The sequence below is a fragment of the Lipingzhangella halophila genome (genome assembly GCF_014203805.1).
Lineage (GTDB): Bacteria > Actinomycetota > Actinomycetes > Streptosporangiales > Streptosporangiaceae > Lipingzhangella > Lipingzhangella halophila.
This window is the reverse complement of the sequence record NZ_JACHJT010000001.1, coordinates 1,292,244-1,307,284: the sequence shown is the minus strand read 5'-3', so window position 1 is coordinate 1,307,284 and position 15,041 is coordinate 1,292,244. Positions and strand designations below refer to the sequence as shown.

Genomic DNA, 15,041 nt, shown 5'->3' with positions numbered 1-15,041 from the left:
CCCTCTCAGCACGGTGTTTTTCGCCATTCTCACGATCCTCGTTCGCAAACCCTGACAGGGGATGTCAGGCGAGCGTGCCAGGCTCGGTCCCATGACGATGAAGTGGCAAGAGTTCGCTGACGAGGCGCCCGAGCTGGCCGCGGGGATCCGCGCCCGGTTCGAGGCGGCCACGCACCATGTACTGGCCACCCTGCGGGCCAATGGTGCGCCCCGGGTGAGCGGAACCGAGGTCCAATACAAGGACCCTGACCTGTGGATCGGATCGATGCCTGGCGCGGTGAAGGCGCGCGACCTGCAGCGGGACGGCAGGTTCGCGCTGCACGCCCACCCGGGCGACCCGGATGGCGGGTCGATGGCGGAGGGCGACGCCAAGCTCTCCGGAGTCGCTGTCGAGGCGGATGAGGACGCCAAGCGCGCGGCCTTCCAGGAGGGGGACGTTCCCCACGCGTTCCGGCTGCTGCTCACCGGCGCCGTGCTCACCTCGGTCGAGACCGACCAGCTCGTCATCCGCTCCTGGCACGAGGGCAAGGGGGTCTCCGAGGTCCGGCGGTCCTGACGCGGAGCGCGGGTACGGCCGGGCACTGCCGGCCCTAGTCAGCCGCCAGGGACTTGTCCATGGCCTTGACGAGCTCTCCCTCGGGATCCATGTCCAGGTTCCACAGCATCAGCCCGCCGAGCCCTTCGTTGCGCACGTAGCGGCCCTTCTGCCGGACCGTCTCGGTGGTGTCGTAGCTCCACCACTCCTCGCCGTCGTAGAGCCAGTAGGCGCCGTTCAGCGGGTCGTGGAACCGCAGCCCGTCCCGCTGCTCAAGGTCAACGTAGGCGTCGGTCCCCGTGCCGTACCCGCCTTCGGCCGCTCCGCTCGCCGGGGCGAAGCGGCCGAAGTCCGTCTCCGGCACGCCCGTCCAGCCGCGGCCGTACCCGGGGAACCCGACGATCAGTTTCTCCGGGGGAAGCCCGTAGTCGAGGTACTGCTGGACGGCGCTGTGCACGCTGGCGTCGGTGGGCGCGCCGTCGGCGGCGTAGAGCTGGGAGTGGTGGTCGGTGACTTCGCTCCAGCTACCGGTGAAGTCGTAGCCCTGCACGGTGGCGAAGTCGACGAGGTTGAAGACCTCGGGCTCGTAGCTCGACTCCATGAGTTCCCGGGAGTTGCTCAGCGACACGCTCAGCGTGTAGCTCTCGCCGGTCTCGGCTTCCAGGTCGTTGAGCTGCTCGCGGAACTCCTGCACGACGAGGGTGAAGTTGCGCTTGTCCTCCGCGCGCTCGATGTTGCCTTCCTTGCCGTTGCCGCCGGGCCACTCCCAGTCGAGGTCGATGCCGTCGAAGATGCCCGCGGCGGCTCCCTCGCCGCCCTGGGGCTCGCCGTTCATCTTGGGCAGGTTGCCGCGCAGCCACAGGTCGACGCAGGAGGACACGAACTCCTCGCGGGCCTGTTCGGTCCGCACGGCGTCCGAGAAGTACGTCGACCAGTTCCAGCCGCCGAGCGAGATGCTGGCCCCGAGGTTCGGCCGGTCCTCCTGCGCCTTGCGAAGCTGGTTGAGGCTGCCCGCGAGCGGTTGGTCGTAGCTGTCGGCCGCACCGTCGACGCTCTCCTCGGCGTCGTAGCGCCGCTGGTAAATCTGCCAGGGCTGGTCGGCATCCTCGGGAATGTGACACTGGCCTTCCTGGCTGACGTGCCCAAACGCCCACTGCAGCCGCGTCAGCCGGTCGGCCGCGCCGCTCTCGACGAAGTCCTTGATCGAGTAGCCGCGGTTCGCCACGTTCCAGTCAGCGAAGTAGGCGACGCGCTCCCGCTCCCCGGGACCGTCGACACTGGTGTCGGTGAACGCGGTGAACGCACTGAAGAAGAGCGCCCCGAGAACCGCGGCCACGACGACCCCGAGCACCATGCTCTTTCTGCGGGCACCAGGTTGGGCGCCAAACTTCCGCTGCTGAGCTGCCATCACACTCGAAAGTCGCCTTACCCCCGCTGGCGGTGCACGTGACTGGGCGAAACGGCCACATCAGGTCGGTTCGCCCGGCGGGGAACTCTCGTGCGCCCCGGGACGTTGGTTCTCGCCGGACATGGAGCCGATCATTTCGTGGTGCGGCCCCGAACCATTCCTAACACTATTCCAGGAAATCCCGAAGCATTTTGGCACGTGAGGGGTGGCGCAGCTTGGACAGCGTCTTCGCCTCGATCTGCCGGATGCGCTCCCGGGTCACCCCGAACTCCCGGCCCACCTCCTCCAGCGTGCGCGGGTGCCCGTCGAGCAGGCCGAACCTGAGCTGAATGATCCGCTGCTCCCGTCGCGGCAGGTCGCCAAGCAGCGCCCCGAGCTGCTCCTGGAGCAGGATGAACGACGCCGCCTCGATCGGCATGACGGCGTCGGAGTCCTCGATGAAGTCGCCGAAGTCGGAGTCCTCTTCGCCGATGGGGGTCTGCAGGGAAACCGGCTCCTGGGCGAGCCGCTGGATCTCCTGGACACGTTCGTCCTTGAACCCCAGCACCTCGGATACCTCGTCGGAGGTCGGTTCCCGACCAAGATCCTGGTGGAGTTGGCGCTGGACCCGCATCAGCCGGTTGATGGTCTCGACCATGTGCACCGGAATGCGGATCGTACGCGCCTGGTCGGCGATGGCGCGGGTGATCGCCTGCCTGATCCACCAGGTGGCGTAGGTGGAGAACTTGAACCCCCGCGTGTAGTCGAACTTCTCCACGGCGCGGATCAGCCCCAGGTTGCCTTCCTGGATGAGGTCCAACAGCAACAGCCCGCGGCCGACGTAGCGTTTGGCGATGGAGACGACGAGCCGCAGGTTCGACTCGATCAGTCGCTGCTTCGCGCGCTCCCCCTCCTCGACCAGGACCTCCAGCTCGCCGCGGTGGTGCCAGGACATCTGCACCGGCACGACCGCGTTGCGGGCGTCGCGGAGCTTCTTGCCGGCGAACAAGCCGACCTCGATCGACTTGGCCAGGTCCACTTCCTCTTCCGCCGTGAGCAGCGGAACGCGGCCGATCTCGCGCAGGTAGGCACGGACGAGGTCGCTGGTCGCTGGTCTTCGTCCGGGCTCGGAGGTGGGCGCGGGCTCGCCGTCGGCGGCGGAATCGAACACCTCGATCCCCTGCTGGGCGAGGCCGAGAACCACCTGGCCCAAGGACTCGGGTGGGGCGTTCAGGCGGTCCAGGGCCGAGGCGACGTCGGCCACGGTCACCGTAGTCTCGGTACTTCCTTCGCCCGCGACCAGGTGCGCCACCTGACTAATCGGCGGCGGGTCGCCGGGCAGCAGCGATAGAGCCACTCTCACAGTGTGCCCTCTGCGGCCGCCGCGTACCGAGAGTCAATTTTGTCACCACGGTGTTACGTGCCCCCGCCCGCCGCATCACGGACGAATCGTTTTCGCTGCTCAACTGTCATTAGTTCAGCGAATACCCGCTGGTACTCCTCGGCGTCGGCGGATGGGTCGAGCCTTCCCAGGCGCGATTTGAGGTTTGACACCTGGCGGTTAATGGAATGGGACCTTACTGTGCCAAAAATTTCGCGGGCGAAATGCTCGTCGGGTTCTCCATAGATCTCCAGCTCCTCCACCGCCAGCTCGGTGACGAACGCGCTCTGGGTCTCGTTGGGCGCGGCCTCGCGCAGCTGGACCGCCCACTGCCCGGCGTCCCCGGCGGCGGCGACGCCCCCCACGTTACGGATGAGCTCGTGCACGGCACGGTGCTGCGGCACAGTGAACGCCTCGGCTTCGATCATGTCGAACTCGCCGGCCAGGTGCGGGTACTGCAGAGCCAGCTTCAGCGCCTGGCGCTCCCGCTGCAGCGAAGGGTCGCGCGGGTCGTAGGGGGCCGACTCGCCGGCACCGGCCGCCGGATCCTGGCCGGAGCCGCGCGGCGCCGCGGAGCGGGTCCGGGGTCCGCCGCGCATGTGCTGGGCCACGCGGCGCAGCACGAACTCCTCGTCCATGATCCCGAGCCAGTGGTCGAGTTTGACCCCGTACAGCTTGCGCACGCCTTCGTTGCGGATGCTCGCCACAATCTCGGCCGCGGCGTCCAGACCGGCCATGCGGCCCTCTGGGGTGTCGAGATCGTACTGCTCGATCACGTGCCGAATCATGAACTCGTACAGCGGCTTCTTGGCCGCGACGAGGTCGACCACCGCGCTGTCGCCGTGCCGCAGCCGGAGGTCGCAGGGGTCGAGACCGTCGGGCTGCACGGCGACGAAGGTCTCGGACGCGAACCCGTGCTCCTCGGCGAACGCGCGCACCGCCGCCTTCTGCCCGGCGGCGTCGCCGTCGAAGGTGAACACGACCTTGCCGCCCTGGTTGGACCGGCCCAAAAGCATCCTGCGCAGGATCTTCAGGTGCTCCTCACCGAAGGAGGTGCCGCACGTGGCCACCGCCGTGCGGACACCGGCCAGGTGGCAGGCCATGACGTCGGTGTACCCCTCGACGATGACCGCCTGGCGTTCGCGCGAGATGTCGCGCTTGGCGAGGTCGAGCCCGTAGAGCAGGTGCCCCTTCTTGAAGATGGGGGTCTCGGGGGTGTTCAGGTACTTGGGGCCGTCGTCGTCGGAGGCGAGCTTGCGCGCGCCGAACCCGACAACCTCGCCGGTGACCTCGCGCACCGGCCACAGCAGCCGGTTGCGGAACTTGTCGTAGGCGCCCCGGCGGCCCTGGCCCGCCAGCCCGGCGGTGATGATCTCCTTGTCGGTGAACCCCTTCTGCCGCAGGTGGGCGGTCAGGGACTCCCACCCGGGAGGGGCGAATCCGAGACCGAACTGCTCGGCGTCGACCCGGGTGAAGCCGCGCTCACTGAGGAACCGCCGCGCCGGCAGCGCACCGGGGGACAGCAATTGTTCGGCGTAGAACTCGGCGGCCTCCCGGTGCGCGTCAACGAGCCGCTGCCGCTGGCCCTGGTCGCCAGCGGAGGGAGCTCTGCCCTGCTCGTAGCGCAGGCGCACACCCGCGTGCTGGGCCAGGTGCTCGACGGACTCGGAGAAGCTCAGGTGCTCGATCCGCTGGATGAACGTGATGACGTCGCCACCCTCGCCGCAACCGAAGCAGTACCAGAGGTTCCGTGACGGGGTGACGTTGAACGATGGGGACTTCTCGTCGTGAAACGGGCAGATCCCCTTGTACGAGCCACCCCCGGCACCGCGGAGCTGCAGGTACTCACCGACGACGTCGGCGATGGGGGAACGTTCGCGCACGAGCGCGACATCTTCGTCTCTGATCCGGCCGGCCACGTAGATCAGGGTAGTGACCCCTGCCCGCCCTCCGGCAACGTGCGTCACCCGAGTGTGGATCCGGCGCCGCCAGGACAGCGCCGCCGGGGCTGGCCCACGGGCCGCGCACCTACCCGGACTCGGCACCATGACCAGCAGAGACGGGACACGCTCGCGTTGGTCGGCCGTTCAGGCGCGAACCTCGACCACGCCGCCGGTGCAGACGACCAGCGCTTCCTCGGCGGAGAACAGTGTCCAGTTGGCGTTGCCCTCGTCCGCCCGGACCGTGACATGCCGGCCGTCGCTGAGCACGATCCGCACGCTCCCCGTGTGGAACACGACCGCCGAGAGCACACGGGTGCCGGTCAGCGAGTCGCGTTCGTCGGTGGCGAGCTCGCCGAACCGGCGCGCGGTCACCCCGGGCGCGCCAGGACGGCCCTGGGAAAGCAGTGCGTCGCCGTCCAGCAGCAGCGAGTACCGGCCGATCCGGAGCCGAACCCGGGAACCGTCGCGCTCGACCGCGGTGACGGTGGCCCCGCGCAGGCCCAGGATCCAACGGTCGTCCGCAGTGTCGATCCGGATGGTCGCTCCAGGGGCTCAGTCAACGTAGACGTACTGGTCGATATCGATCGCCGCACCCGCGAGGGCGGCCCACGCGACCACGTCCTCGTCGATCGATATCCCTGACTGCCGCGGGTCGTCCGGCTCGTCGATCTTCTGGCACAGCGAGAGAACGACCCAGGCCTCGTACGGTCCCGCCGGCGCGCCCCCTGTCTGCGCGCGGACGATCCCAGCGATCACCCGCGCGACCCCTTCCCCAAGGACGGCCAGCCGCCGGAACAACTCGTCGGGCCGCTGCGCCTCGCCCAGGTCGATCCGCCACGACACACCTCTGCGGGTGTGCCTCTCGACCAGCAGAGAATCGTTTCCCGACTCCGCGAGCGCCGCCCGCAGGTCCCGGACATGACCCTCGTCCAGGGTCACACCGAGACCCACCGAAAGCCGAAACGGCGGCTCACTCATCAGGCGTGCGCTCCGGTTGCGAGCTGCACTTGACGCGCAGCGGAACGGACGGTCACTCTCCAACCTCACGATTCGGGATCGGTGTCCCCACGGTCCAGCTTTTCCGGATCGTCCAGTTGGGGCAGGACTCCCTGGGGTCCACCCTCGTCCAGAATTCCCCGGAAGGCCCGGACCATCGCGTCGAACCCGGGTTCCGGGATGATCACCAGGTCATGGACCTTGAAATATGCCCCGTTCAGACACTCCCCAGTCTCCCGCCACCGGCGCATAACCACGGAGATCGCGTCAAGGGTCATGAAGCTCGCGCTCCAGCACGTGCCGTCGGGAAGCCTCAACTGCGCATCGATGTTATCCTCCGCACCGTCCCGTTCCTCCTCCGAGATTATGAAGACGGCGGCGAATTCGGGCTCCGTAACAACGTGGAACAGGTCACGATCAGACACGTCCTCCAGATACATCATCATCCATAAATCCTCTTCAACCTGTTGATGACCTTTTGCTCATTACTCTTGTCGGACCCACCCACGAACTGTATCAACGAGGCACGCGTATCCAATGCGGACCGTGTCATTCGAAGCAATCTCGCCCTCAGCAACATCATCAGCGAACGCTATATAAAGGGCGTCAACTTCTTGGTCTTTTTGATACTGGGCAGCAAATATCCATATTCGTTATTCATCAATTTCGCCCAACCGAGACAGCTTCATCCTGGTTGTTGAGCACGACCGATTCCGCGACGGCATGGACGCCATCCCCGGCCGCAAGGGCCCCGCATCCAAATAATCCGGAAAAGGAATAATCATGGTGTGATCAACTCACCCCATGCTGACATTCCCGACGAGAATATGTAGTAGGACCGCGCAGTCGCCTCGTCAAAGAGGACCACCAGTGATTCAGGGTGGTACTCCAATTCCTCATCGACCTCCCCGAGCGCGATGACGAAACTCCCCTCGCCCTCGAACTCGATACGCATCGACCAGTATGTCGACGGACATCCGTCCTCGGTCACGTGGGAGGCGAGCCCGATTCGGCTGATTGCCCTTCCCAACAACGGTTTCCACTGGTCCATGGTGCTCACGTCGACAACCGTTCCCACGCGCCCCTCGAAGCCCTCGGAAAGCACCCGCTGCCCCAGGCCCTGAACGAGACCGTCCACGGCCCAGGACACCACGAACCGGATTCCGGAATCGACTGCGATCTCCACCCCCATGTCCACCTCATGGATTTCGTCATGGCGGTGCCCATGGGGCCAGAAGTCGCCCTCGGCAATCAGATAGCGAACTCTGTTTATTTTCTGACCAACAAGAGGAGAAACCAGCTGAATTGCTTGCGCGTGCCCTTCCTCACAGACCCAGGGATCGAATGTCAACATATCAGAAAAGTCCAAAATAGAGGAACTCGCCATTGGCATCGTACGTTATCCCGACATCCCTCTGCCCAGGTCGGGACATAATGAATCGAGTACCCCCCTTTCCTTGGCCCCCGGTCACGTTCTGGACACGGGTGTCCGGGCTCGTGAGGATATCGTCCACCAGTTCTTCCCCCGCATTCTTAAGCTCGGAGTTGGGAACATCCGGGAGCTCCCCCCGATCTCGGTGCTTCTGGTACGAGCGTCCGGCCTGGGTTTTCCCGGGTCCTTTCGCGGGTTTCCGTGCCGACTGCGAAAGCGAGTCGAGGTCCGGGCACGGGCCAGCGTTGTGCACCAGCGCATTCCCCGCCCCTTGACCCACGTAGTACGTATGGGTCGTGGCGACGGTGAGGTCATAGACATCTCGATGGGCCGCGAAACCGTTGAGACCGGAAACGACGGCAGTGGAACCTGCCGCGGTCCGGAGCCTGTCACCCGGACTCAGGTCTGCGGCGGGCATCCACGTGCCATCGACGCGGAACCTGTGTTCGCCGGTCGAGGTGACCCTCTCAGCGCCTTCTCCGGTCAGTATCCAGACATCAACGAGATCCTTCGGCCCCTCCCCGGAAATGGTGTTGGTCACAGCCCCGGCACGCGTCTCACCTGACGCAGGGTCGGTGGTCCTGACCAGGTCTCCGATACCAATCTCCTCGATCGGCCGGTATCCACCGTTGGCCAGGAGTACCGGGGTTCCCGCGACGAAGCTGTTGCGGCTCGTGCAGGCTTCGAGGGCTTCGTCGCGGTTGCCGCGGGCGGTGCTGGCGGCGTCCTCGGCGTCGTCCAGGCGGCCGCTTCGGCGGCGCCACTTGGTGACCAGTCGGGCGATGGCCGGGATCTTCTTGGCGACCTTGGCGGCCTTGCCCCAGGGGGCGAAGCCGACCACGGTCCAGATGCAGGCCACGATGTCGCCCTCGGTCAGGCAGTCCTCAGCGTCCTGGAGACCGATCAGCTCCTTGAGCAGCTGCAGCAGCTCGTCCTTGATCTCGTCGAAGTCCGACTGCGCGTCCTCCAACTCCTCCTCAGCATCCGCAAGCTCCCCTTCGGCTCCGATGAGCGCTTCGGTTAGCTCGGGGTCGATATCCGCGGCGTCGTCGCCCGACTCCTCGCCGCCGTCACCCTCGTCACCCGACTCCTCGCCGCCACCTGACTCGTCATCTTCGTCGCCGGACTCGTCATCTTCGCCGCCAGAGCCGTCGCCGGACTCGTCGCCTTCGCCGGCTGCCGGGTCCTCGCACTCCTGGTCGCCGGGGATCAGACACATGCTGCGTTCGAGTAGCGATCGGACATCGCCGGGCAGGCCGAATGCCATAACCGCGGCCGTAATTCCGGCCACGAGAAGAACCACGGCGCCGTATTCGATTTTCCCGGCCCCGGATTCAGCCCGCCATACCCACCTCATGAACGACCCCCGGGTCGTCAGAAAACCGCCAGAATGGGCATAGTACGGGAGAACCAGCGCAGCCGTATTGGGCCCGCGGGCCCAATACGGCACCGGCCGATCCGGGCTCCCAGGTCAGGGCGTGATTCTTGAAGAATGGCCGGAACGGGACAGCCCTCGCAGGACGGGAGGGCGCGTCCCTGCGCACCCTCCCGCTGTCAGGTTCGTGCCTGGCCGATGGGGACGGGTTTCGGCTCGCTCTCGCCGGATCCCGGCTCGTCCGCCGGGCCGGTGGTCTCCTGGCTGGCCTTGCTTGTTCCGCCCGCGGCGGCACGCTTCTTGTTGTAGATGTCGAAGGCCACCGCGAGCAGCAGCACGAGGCCCTTGATCAACTGCTGCCAGTCGACGCCCAGGCCGATGATCGACATCCCATTGTTCATCACCCCCATGACCAGCGCTCCGACAACAGCGCCGATCACGGTTCCCACGCCGCCCGAGGCGGAGGCGCCGCCGATGAACGCCGCGGCGATCGCGTCGAGCTCGAACATCGTTCCGGCTCCCGGCGTCGCCAGGTTCAGCCGGGCGGTGAACAGCACACCGGCCAGCGCGGACAGCATGCCCATGTTCACGAACACCCAGAACGTGGTGCGCCGCGTGTTCACCCCGGACAGCATCGCCGCGCGCTCGCTGCCGCCGACCGCGTAGATGTGCCGGCCCGCGGTGGTGGAGCTCATCAGGAACGCGTAGCCGACGATCAGCGCGACCAGCAGCAGGCCGACCACCGGAACACCGTTGTGCGCGGCCAGCATGAAGCAGAACCCCATGACCACCGCCGCGGTCAGGGCCGACTTCACCAACGTCAGTTGCGCGGACGCTGCCGGCAGGTCGTGCCGGATGTTGCGGGCCCGGCCGTTCCACTGGATCCACACCAGGGCAGCCGAGGCCGCCGCACCGAGGACGAAGGGCAGCAGGTACACCCCGCCGACCTCCGTATCCGGGACAAATCCGCCGGCCAGCCTGCGGACCGACGACGGCAGCGGCCCCACGGACTCCCCGCCGAGCACGAGCAGGGTGGCCCCGCGGAAGATCAGCATCCCGGCGAGGGTGACGATGAACGCCGGGATCCGCACGTAGCCGATCCAGAACCCGTGCCAGGCGCCGATGAGCGCGCCCAGCACCAGGGCGAGCGGAAGCACGATCGGCAGCGGAAGCCCTACGTCGGTCAGCATGATCGCGGACACGGCGCCGACGAAGGCGACAACGGAGCCGACCGACAGGTCGATGTGGCCGGTGATGATCACCAGCATCATCCCGATCGCGAGGACCAGGACATAGGAGTTCTGCATCACCACATTGGTGATGTTGAGCGGGCGCAGCAGCAGCCCGCCGGTGAGGATCTGGAACAGCACCACGATGGCGACCAGCGCGATAACCATGCCGTACTGCCGTGCGTTGTTCCGCACCATGTCGCGGATCGCATTCATTCCTGTGGACCACGCCTTCGCCATCGTCACGAACCTGTCGTCGTCATCAGCCGCATCAGGGACTCCTGGTCGGCTTCGTCGCGCGCGACGTCGCCGGTTATGCGGCCCTCGCACATGGCGTAGACGCGGTCGCACATCCCCAGCAGCTCCGGCAGCTCCGAGGAGATCATCAGTACCGACGCGCCTTCCTCGGCGAGGCGCTGGATGATCAGGTAGATCTCGTACTTCGCGCCGACGTCGATCCCGCGGGTGGGCTCGTCCAGGATGAGCAGCTCCGGCTCGGTGAACATCCACTTGCCCAGCACGACCTTCTGCTGGTTGCCGCCGCTGAGGTTGCCGGCGGCCTGGAAAATGTCGCGGCTCTTCACCCGGAGCTGGCCCCGCAGCCGCTCGGCGGCGACCGACTCCCGGGCGGGGTCGATCACGGTGCGCCGGCTCACCCGCCGCAGCCCCGCGAGTGTGAGGTTGCGGCGGATGTCGTCGTCCAGGATGAGCCCGAGCTCCTTGCGGTCCTCGGGCACGTAGGCGATGCCGCTGGCGACAGCGTCGGCGACGCTGCCGGTACGGATCTCCGTCCCGTCCTTGCGGACGGTCCCGCTGACATAGCGCCCGTAGGAACGGCCGAACACGCTCATGGCGAGCTCGGTCCTTCCCGCGCCCATCAGCCCGGCCAGCCCCACGATCTCTCCGCGGCGGATGGTCAGCCCGGCCCGGTCGATCAGGCGGCGGCCGAGCTGCGTGGGGTGATCGACGGTCCAATCGCGCACCTCGAACCGGACCTCGCCGATATCGGGGGTGCGTTCGGGGAAACGGTGCTCCAGGTCGCGTCCGACCATCGCGCTGATGATGCGGTCTTCGGTGACCGCACCGCCGCTGAGCGCCATTGTCTCGACGGTGCGGCCGTCGCGCAGCACGGTGATCGTGTCGGCGACCCGGGTGACCTCGCCGAGCTTATGCGAGATCAGGATCGAGGTGATGCCCTGCTCCTTGAGCTCGCCCAGCAGCGCGAGCAGGTTCTCGCTCTCGGTCTCGTTCAGCGCGGAGGTGGGCTCGTCCAGGATGAGCAGCCGCACGCGTTTCGAGAGGGCCTTCGCGATCTCCACGAGCTGCTGCTTGCCCACGCCGAGCGCCGAGACCGGGAGTGTGGGGTCCTCGTCCAGGCCCACCCGGCGCAGCAGCTCGCGGGCCTCGCTGCTGGTGCGGCCCCAGTCGATCCGGCCGGCGCCGCGCACTCGCTCGTTGCCGAGGAAAATGTTCTCGGCGATGGAGAGCTGCGGGACCAGGGCGAGCTCCTGGTGGATGATGGCGATTCCGGCGCGCTCACTGTCGCGGACGCCGGAGAACACCTGTTCCACCCCGTCGACCAGGATCTCCCCGGCGTAGTCGCCGTGCGGGTACACCCCGCCCAGCACCTTCATCAGGGTGGATTTCCCGGCACCGTTCTCGCCCACCAGAGCCCGGATCTCACCCCGGGTGACCCGCAGGTCGACGTCGGTGAGCGCCCGGACACCGGGAAACTCCTTCCCGATTCCGCGCATCTGCAGAATTAGGTCGCTCACTGCAGGTCCGACTCCTCGTAGTAGCCGCTTTCGAGCAGCTCCTCCTCGTAGTTGTCCTCGTCGACCGAGACCGGTTCGAGGAGGTAGGCCGGGACGACCTTCTCGCCGTTGTCGTAGCTCTCGGTGTCGTTGACCTCGGGCTCCTCGCCCTGGACGGCGGCGTCGGCCATCTCGGAGGCGACCTTGGCGAGATCGCGGGTGTCCTTGAAGACGGTCTGCGTCTGCTCCCCCGCGATGATCGACTTGACCGAGGCCACCTCAGCGTCCTGCCCGGTGATCACCGGCATGGGTTTGTCCTCGCTGCCGTAGCCGACCCCCTTGAGCGAGGAGATGACCCCGGTGCTGATCCCGTCGAAGGGGGACAGAACGGCGTCCAGGTCCTCATCGGAGTAGTGCGAGCTGAGCAGGTTGTCCATGCGCTCTTGGGCCTTGGCGCCGTCCCAGCGCATCGTGGCGATCTGCTCCATATCCGTCTGCCCGCTGACAACGTCCAGGACGCCGTCGTCGATGTAGGGCTGCAGCACCGACATCGCGCCGTCGTAGAAGAAGTAGGCGTTGTTGTCGTCCGGGGAGCCGCCGAACAGCTCGATGGTGAACGGCCCCTCCTCGTTCTCCAGGTCGAGGGTCTCCTCGATGTACCGCGCCTGCAGCACGCCTACCTCGAAGTTGTCGAAGGTGGCGTAGTAGTCGACGTTCTCCGTACCGCGGATCAGCCGGTCGTAGGCGATGACCTGGATGTCGTTCTCCGCGGCCGAGTCCACCACCTCGGTCAGCGACTCCCCGTCGACGGCGGCGATGACCAGGGCGTCGACGTCCTTGGTGATCATGTTCTCGATCTGGGCGACCTGGTCCTCGACCACGTCCTCGGCGTACTGCAGGTCGGTGCCGTAGCCGGCGTCCTCCAGCTCCTGAACCATGTTGTCGCCGTCCTGCACCCAGCGCTCCCAGGACTGGGTCGGCATCGAGATGCCGATCGTCCCGTTCTCGCCGGTGTCCTGGGCGGCGTCACCGACACCGCCGCACGACGCGAGGGGGAGGGTCAGCGACACTGCGAACAGCGCCGCACCGAGCGGTTTCGTCCTCATCTGGCACACCTCTTTCACTTGTTTGTTCTGCGTTCCGTGGACCCCGTCGGGTCAAGTCCGCGGGACGGACAGCGTGCTGGCCGTCCAGGACACCGGCGGCAGCACGATTCGGAGACGGCCGTTCTGCGGGCGGATTCCGGGCTGTCGCGCGGCACCACCCGGCCGGGGCTGCCGGGGGGTGTCGACTGCGTGGGGGCAGCGCCGCTGAGCGTGCGGCACTCGGTGACGCGCTCCACGCGCATCCCGAGCAGGCCGAAGGAGCGCCCGCCGGCCGTCGCGAGCCCGGCGGTGCGGAACCCGCGGCGGCCAGTCGCGGGCTCCCCGGTCGGGGCGTGTGCCTGTCTAGCGCGCATGGCAACTCTCCTGCCTGTCGTGCGCTGGCGCGACCCCCCAAGCCGCGTGCGTGTGCGGTGTGCGGAGCGGACGCCGTCCCCTGGGGAACGCCGCCGCCCGCGCGGATTCGGTTGTCGGTGGGTGGGCCGGAGCGGGACCGGCCCGCCCGCTCACACAGGGACGAACTCGATCCCGGTGAGCTCGCAGAACACTTTCCAGTCAGCGGCGACCGAGCCGAGGTTCATGACCATGTGGTGGGTGCCCCCGTTGCGCAGCCAGCCGTCCATGCAGTCCCGGATTCCGGAGTCCGGGCGGAACTGGCCGTACGGCATCTCCAGCGCCGGGAGCCGCTGGGAGTCCAGCACCTCGCCCTCGGCGACCACCATCCGGAAGCGCTCGCCGCCCAACGCGACCAGTGACGCCAATGTGGCGCGGCCGGGCCGGATCCGGAACAGCAGCGTGGGCGGGTCGTCGAGGTTCCCGATAGCCAGTGGCCGCTTGATCAGCCGCACCGGTTCGTCGTCGCGGGCGACCCGCCAGTTCCCCTCCCCCATGTGGCTCATGAGCAGGGAATCGGTCGGATAGTCCATGGCGTACATCTCGGTGAAGTGGCCGTCGCCGGCGAGCTGGTGCCCGGCGTGCACCATCGCGGCGGCGAGAACGTCGCCCTCCCCCGCGAAGCCGTACCCCTTGGCCATCAGGTTGGAGGCCGCCGCCATGGGGAGCCGGGCGAACCGGCCGTCCTCCCCGATGGCGTCGAAGTGCGTGGAGTACGCGCGGCAGTCGTGCTCGGTGAGCAGCCGCTCGATTCCGAGCTGCATGCGCGCGTGGTCCGCGCGCTCCTCCTTGGACAGCCGCTGGTCGATCTCGAACCGCTCGTCCTCCCACCGCATGAGCGCATCGACCTCGGTGTCGGGCAGCTCGCTCACCGTTCGGTGCAGCGCGCCCGGCGCGATCACCGCCACCTCCGGGCCGAGCGCGCGCATCAGCGCGGTCTCGTCGAAGCGGGCGTCCCCCATCCCGTTCATGGCGTAGCCGAACACGCCGACCTTCAGCCGCTTCCACGCGGTGGCGGCGCGGGCCGCACGCGCCCAGCGCCCGGCGCGCTCGCGGAAGGCGTCGCTCGGCCACTCCTCGGTGATCACGTCGAAGGGCACCCCCGCGCGCACCATCGCGTTGGCGGTGTCCTGGGCACCGTGGATGCCCTGGTTGTAGGTCATGTCGGCCATGTCCCACTCGGGGGTCACGGCCGGGTCGGGCTGGATGTTGGCCAGGCAGACCGGCAGCCGCAGCTCGCGGAACACGCGTGTCACGCGCAGCGAGGGGCCGTAGGTGAGCATGACCACCATGACCCCGTCGAGGTCGGCGTCCTCGAAGGCGCGCATAGCGCGTTCGGCGTCCTCGCGGCCGCGTACCGGGTCGCTGGTGACACAGTCGGCGACTCCGGCGAGGCTCTCGGCGATGCGGCGCGCGTACTGGGCCTGGTGCTCGGTGATGCCCGGGATCATGTCGTCGTACAGGGGCTGCATGACGCCCAGGAGCCCGATCCGCGGCAGGGTGTCCGTCATCT

The 15,041-nt window shown here is 67.4% G+C and carries 13 protein-coding genes; 1 reads left to right on the top strand and 12 read right to left on the bottom strand.

Going from position 1 to position 15,041, the window contains the following annotated elements:
• The first annotated feature begins 91 nt into the window (after nucleotides 1-91).
• Nucleotides 92-556, top strand: coding sequence for a pyridoxamine 5'-phosphate oxidase family protein (locus F4561_RS05835; RefSeq protein ID WP_184575508.1), 465 nt, complete (start codon nucleotides 92-94; stop codon nucleotides 554-556).
• A 34-nt stretch (nucleotides 557-590) separates the two neighbouring features.
• Here F4561_RS05835 and F4561_RS05830 read toward each other — a convergent pair whose 3' ends face one another.
• The 12 genes from F4561_RS05830 to F4561_RS05775 all read right to left on the bottom strand — a co-directional run bounded on the left by F4561_RS05830 (nucleotide 591) and on the right by F4561_RS05775 (nucleotide 15,039).
• Nucleotides 591-1,889, bottom strand: coding sequence for a glycoside hydrolase family 18 protein (locus F4561_RS05830; RefSeq protein WP_246437143.1), 1,299 nt, complete (start codon nucleotides 1,887-1,889; stop codon nucleotides 591-593).
• Nucleotides 1,890-2,109: 220 nt separating this feature from the next.
• On the bottom strand, nucleotides 2,110-3,267 hold the full coding sequence (gene rpoD / locus F4561_RS05825; protein ID WP_184583249.1) for an RNA polymerase sigma factor RpoD: 1,158 nt from the start codon (nucleotides 3,265-3,267) through the stop codon (nucleotides 2,110-2,112).
• Between the two features lie 71 nt (nucleotides 3,268-3,338).
• On the bottom strand, nucleotides 3,339-5,222 hold the full coding sequence (gene dnaG / locus F4561_RS05820; protein ID WP_184583247.1) for a DNA primase: 1,884 nt from the start codon (nucleotides 5,220-5,222) through the stop codon (nucleotides 3,339-3,341).
• A gap of 168 nt (nucleotides 5,223-5,390) precedes the next feature.
• On the bottom strand, nucleotides 5,391-5,744 hold the full coding sequence (locus F4561_RS31935) for a DUF6188 family protein (RefSeq protein WP_246437419.1): 354 nt from the start codon (nucleotides 5,742-5,744) through the stop codon (nucleotides 5,391-5,393).
• Between the two features lie 54 nt (nucleotides 5,745-5,798).
• Entirely contained in the window at nucleotides 5,799-6,224 is a 426-nt protein-coding gene (locus tag F4561_RS05810; protein ID WP_184575503.1) for a hypothetical protein, read from the bottom strand.
• Nucleotides 6,225-6,289: 65 nt separating this feature from the next.
• Nucleotides 6,290-6,688, bottom strand: a complete 399-nt coding sequence (locus F4561_RS05805; protein ID WP_184575501.1) for a hypothetical protein — start codon at nucleotides 6,686-6,688, stop codon at nucleotides 6,290-6,292.
• A 335-nt stretch (nucleotides 6,689-7,023) separates the two neighbouring features.
• Entirely contained in the window at nucleotides 7,024-7,629 is a 606-nt protein-coding gene (locus F4561_RS05800; RefSeq protein WP_184575500.1) for a hypothetical protein, read from the bottom strand.
• A complete protein-coding gene (locus F4561_RS05795) occupies nucleotides 7,598-8,941 on the bottom strand; it encodes a Hint domain-containing protein (RefSeq protein ID WP_184575498.1) in 1,344 nt (447 codons plus the stop codon). The genes F4561_RS05800 and F4561_RS05795 overlap by 32 nt, the downstream gene beginning before the upstream one ends.
• Nucleotides 8,942-9,228: 287 nt before the next feature.
• Complete coding sequence (gene mmsB, locus F4561_RS05790) at nucleotides 9,229-10,494, bottom strand: multiple monosaccharide ABC transporter permease (RefSeq protein ID WP_281384032.1); 1,266 nt, start codon at nucleotides 10,492-10,494, stop codon at nucleotides 9,229-9,231.
• Between the two features lie 26 nt (nucleotides 10,495-10,520).
• Nucleotides 10,521-12,032 carry an ATP-binding cassette domain-containing protein gene (locus F4561_RS05785; protein ID WP_184583244.1) on the bottom strand — a complete coding sequence of 504 codons (1,512 nt, stop codon included), beginning with the start codon at nucleotides 12,030-12,032 and terminating at the stop codon, nucleotides 10,521-10,523.
• Between the two features lie 17 nt (nucleotides 12,033-12,049).
• Nucleotides 12,050-13,138: a multiple monosaccharide ABC transporter substrate-binding protein gene (gene chvE / locus F4561_RS05780; protein ID WP_184575496.1), complete on the bottom strand. Its 1,089-nt coding sequence runs from the start codon at nucleotides 13,136-13,138 to the stop codon at nucleotides 12,050-12,052.
• 503 nt (nucleotides 13,139-13,641) lie between these two features.
• A complete protein-coding gene (locus tag F4561_RS05775; RefSeq protein ID WP_184575494.1) occupies nucleotides 13,642-15,039 on the bottom strand; it encodes an L-fucose/L-arabinose isomerase family protein in 1,398 nt (465 codons plus the stop codon).
• Between the last annotated feature and the right edge of the window lie 2 nt (nucleotides 15,040-15,041).